Genomic DNA, 3,761 nt, shown 5'->3' on the forward strand with positions numbered 1-3,761 from the left:
GGCATCGCCGTGTTCCTCGTCCCCGCCGACGCGCCCGGGGTCACGGTGGGGCCGAAGGACCGGAAGATGGGGCAGGAGGGGTCCTCGACGTCCGAGGTGGTCTTCAGCGGCGTGCGGGTCCCGGCCTCGGCGCTCGTGGGTGGAGACGAGGACGCCGGGTACCGCGCGGCGATGACGTCCCTGGCCCGCGGCCGCGTGCACATCGCCGCCGTCGCCGTGGGGTCGGCGCAGCGGGCGCTCGACGAGTCGCTGTCCTACGCGTCCACCACCACGCAAGGGGGCACCCTCGTCGGGGACTTCCAGTTGGTGCAGGCGATGCTCGCCGACCAGCAGGTGGGGGTGATGTCCGGTCGGGCCCTCGTGCGGGAGGTGGCGGCCAAGTACGTCTCGGGAGAGGACCGACGGATCGCCCCGTCCGTCGCCAAGCTGTACTGCACCGAGATGGCCGGGAAGGTCGCGGACCTGGCCGTGCAGATCCACGGTGGCACCGGGTACATGCGCGGTGTCGCGGTCGAGCGGGTCTATCGGGACATCCGCCTGCTGCGCCTCTACGAGGGGACGAGTGAGATCCAGAAGCTCATCATCGGTGGCGGGCTCATGCGTGGTGCGACCCGCGAGGCCGACGGGCGATGAGCGGCGACGGACCGCTCCCTCTCGAGGGGATCACGGTCCTGGCGGTCGAACAGGCCGTCGCCGGCCCGCTGGCCACCCGGCATCTCGCCGACCTCGGCGCTCGTGTCATCAAGGTCGAGCGTCCTGGTGAGGGCGACTTCGCGCGGTCCTACGACGACGCCGTCCACGGCCAGGCCTCCCACTTCGTCTGGCTCAACAGGGGAAAGGAATCCATCGCGCTCGACCTGGCCTCCGGCCACGGTCGCCGGGTCGCGCTCGACCTGGCCGATCGCGCGGACGTGGTCCTGAGCAACCTGGCCCCCGGAGCGATGGAGCGGCTGGGCCTCGGAGCCGCCGTCCTCCGGGAGCGTAAGGACGAGCTCGTCGTCGTCACCCTGTCCGGCTACGGCGACGGGGGGCCGTACTCCGGTCGGAAGGCCTACGACATGCTCATCCAGGCCGAGTCGGGTCTGTGCTCGATCACCGGCACCCCCGAGAGCGCCTCCAAGTCGGGCGTCCCGGTCTCCGATATCGCGACCGGGATGTACGCACTGTCGGCCGTCCAGTCGGCGTTGTTCCGGCGGGAACGGACCGGGCGGGGAGCCACTATCGAGGTGTCCATGTTCGAGGCGACGGCCGAGTGGATGGGCCACCCGATGTACGTCCGGATGTACGAGGGCCGGCAGCTCGGTCGTATGGGTCTCTCGCACGCCTCGATCTGTCCGTACGACGCCTTTCCGACCACGGACGGCCAGGTGCTCATCGGCGTACAGAACGACCGTGGTTGGGCGGCGTTGGTGCGCGAGGTTCTCGGACGACCGGACCTCGTCGACGACGAGCGGTATGCCACCAACATCGCCCGGGTCTCCCGACGCGGGGAGGTGGATGCGCTGATCAGCGCCCTGACCGCGGAGTACGGGTCCCAGGAGCTGGCCGACCGGCTCGACGCTGCCGGCGTCCCGGCGGCCAGGCTCAACGATGTCGGGGGGCTGGTCGACCACCCGCAGCTCGACGCGCGGGACCGGTGGAGACAGGTCGACACCCCCGCAGGACCCGTACGCGGACTGCTGCCGCCCGTCGACTATGCAGACGTAGAGCTGCCGATGGGGCCGGTGCCCGCGCTCGGGCAACACACGGACGCGATCCTGGCCGAACTGGCCGGTCGGACACGAGGAGAGGACACCCATGGCACTGCTCGAGGGTAGGACGGCGGTCGTCACCGGCGCCGCGCGCGGGATCGGGCTGGAGATCGCCCGGACCTTCGTCGACAACGGCGCGCGCGTCGTGGTGGGGGACATCGACGACGAGGCGGGTGCGGCCGCGGTCGACGAGCTGGGCGGTCAGGGCAGGGCGCGCTACGTCAACTGCGACGTCCGCGACGGCGCGGCGGTCGAGCACCTGATCGACGTGGCCGAGGATGCGTTCGGGCCGCTCGGGGTGTTCGTCAACAACGCCGGGGTCACCCGCGACGCCACCATGCGCACGATGACCGAGCAGCAGTTCGACGACATCATCGCGATCCACCTCAAGGGCACGTGGAACGGCACCCGCGCCGCCGCCGGACGGATGCGGGAGCACGGGGGAGGATCGATCGTCAACGTCTCCTCGATCTCCGGGAAGGTCGGTCTCAAGGGCCAGACCAACTACTCCGCCGCCAAGGCAGGGATCGTCGGGTTGACCAAGGCCGCCGCCAAGGAGGTCGCCTTCAAGAACGTGCGGATCAACTCGATCCAGCCCGGTCTCATCCGGACCGCGATGACGCTGGCGATGCCGCAACACGTGTGGGACGAGAAGATGGCCGAGATCCCGATGGGCCGGGCCGGCGAGCCCTCAGAGGTGGCGCAGGTGGTGCTCTTCCTGGCCAGCGACATGTCGAGCTACATGACCGGAACGGTTCTCGAGATCACCGGCGGCCGCCATATCTGAGCCGCGCGGCCGGGTCAGCCGTCGAGGTCCCACCGTATCGGCCGTGCGAGCGCCTTGTGGAACCGCTTCTCCAGGTAGGTGGTGTGCTCGTTGATGTGGGCCGACATCAGGTGGGACGCCGTGTCCCCGTCGCCGTCCGAGATGGCGGCGTAGATCTCCTCGTGGATGTCGCAGGTCAACTCGCGCTGTCGCCTCGGGTAGGTGATGCCCATCGAGGCGCCGGCGATCAACCCGCTCAGGGCGTCGAAGAGATAGCCGAAGAGCGCGTTCCCGGAGCTCCAGGCCACGAGTTCGTGGAAGCGCTCGGAATGCGCGGAGAAGGCGGCCTGATCGGTCAGCTCCTCCCGGGTCAGGCGGAGGTTCTCGGCGAGTCGGGCCAGGCCGGCATCGTCGATCCTCGCGGTGGCCAGACGGGCGATCGTGGGCTCCAGCGCCGCGCGGGCCTCCATGATCGTGGAGAACGGGGCGTTCTCGAACTGCAGGAGCAGGCTCAGGGTGGCGGCGAGCGTCCCCCCGTCCGGTTGCTGCACGATCGGCCCGCCACCCGGGCCCGGCTTGAGCATGAGGACGCCCTGCAACTCCAGGTAGCGCAGCGACTCCCGCAGAGTCCCGCGGCCGACCCCGTAGTGCTCGAGCATGAGGTGTTCCGGCGGCAACCGGTCGCCGACGGTGTTGCCGCGGCGGGAGATGTCCTCGACGATCTGCTGGGCCACCAGGAGGGCGGTCTTCTTGGGACGACCCATCCCCGGACGAGCGCCGCCTCCTGAACTCATGACAACCATTATCCCCGATTCGATCGTCAGGGCATGAGAACGGTGAACGACCAGTCCAGGACGGGAGCGTCGCCGTCGTCGCGGTGGGCGGTGACGAGTGACCGGAGGTCGAGCGCCGTCCCGCCGCCGGGGAGGTCGTCAGCGGCCCCCACCACGAGGTCGCTGCTTAGGGTGTCACCCTCGCGGACCGGGCCCAGGTGGTCGCACGAGTGCCAGCCGAGCACGGTGAGCATCGTCGGCAGTGCGCGGGTGGCCTGGGCCAGTGCGAGCCCGATGGTGTGGCCGCCGTAGACCAACCGGCCGGAGTCCGAGACACGGGCGTCGTGGTGCGCCCGGGCGATGTTGGTGGTGAGCCGGGCCAGCTCCGGGGCGCCGGAGACCACGTCGGCGCCCGCGCGCATCACGGTGCCCTCGGACGGGAGGGGGTCGCCGGCTCCGGGGACCACGGCG

Annotated in this window: 4 protein-coding genes and 1 pseudogene; 3 read left to right on the plus strand and 2 right to left on the minus strand. The window is 70.4% G+C overall.

The features are described 5' to 3' along the window. The 3 genes from G6026_RS17300 to fabG form a co-directional block, all read left to right on the plus strand. On the plus strand, nucleotides 1–633 hold a 633-nt coding region (locus G6026_RS17300; RefSeq protein ID WP_241728006.1), incomplete at its 5' end, for an acyl-CoA dehydrogenase. Next, nucleotides 630–1,817 carry a CaiB/BaiF CoA-transferase family protein gene (locus tag G6026_RS09735; protein ID WP_182613046.1) on the plus strand — a complete coding sequence of 396 codons (1,188 nt, stop codon included), beginning with the start codon at nucleotides 630–632 and terminating at the stop codon, nucleotides 1,815–1,817. The genes G6026_RS17300 and G6026_RS09735, both read left to right, overlap by 4 nt. After that, nucleotides 1,798–2,538, plus strand: a complete 741-nt coding sequence (gene fabG / locus G6026_RS09740; protein ID WP_182613047.1) for a 3-oxoacyl-ACP reductase FabG — start codon at nucleotides 1,798–1,800, stop codon at nucleotides 2,536–2,538. Before G6026_RS09735 ends, fabG begins: the two co-directional genes overlap by 20 nt. A 14-nt stretch (nucleotides 2,539–2,552) precedes the next feature. Here fabG and G6026_RS09745 read toward each other — a convergent pair whose 3' ends face one another. Together G6026_RS09745 and G6026_RS09750 are read right to left on the minus strand one after the other, a co-directional pair. After that, nucleotides 2,553–3,311: an FCD domain-containing protein gene (locus G6026_RS09745; RefSeq protein WP_231750282.1), complete on the minus strand. Its 759-nt coding sequence runs from the start codon at nucleotides 3,309–3,311 to the stop codon at nucleotides 2,553–2,555. Nucleotides 3,312–3,337: 26 nt separating this feature from the next. Continuing rightward, nucleotides 3,338–3,761: pseudogene (locus G6026_RS09750) on the minus strand (acyl dehydratase); the annotation flags it as partial.

It is taken from the genome of Dietzia sp. DQ11-38-2, from assembly GCF_014145055.1.
GTDB lineage: Bacteria > Actinomycetota > Actinomycetes > Mycobacteriales > Mycobacteriaceae > Dietzia.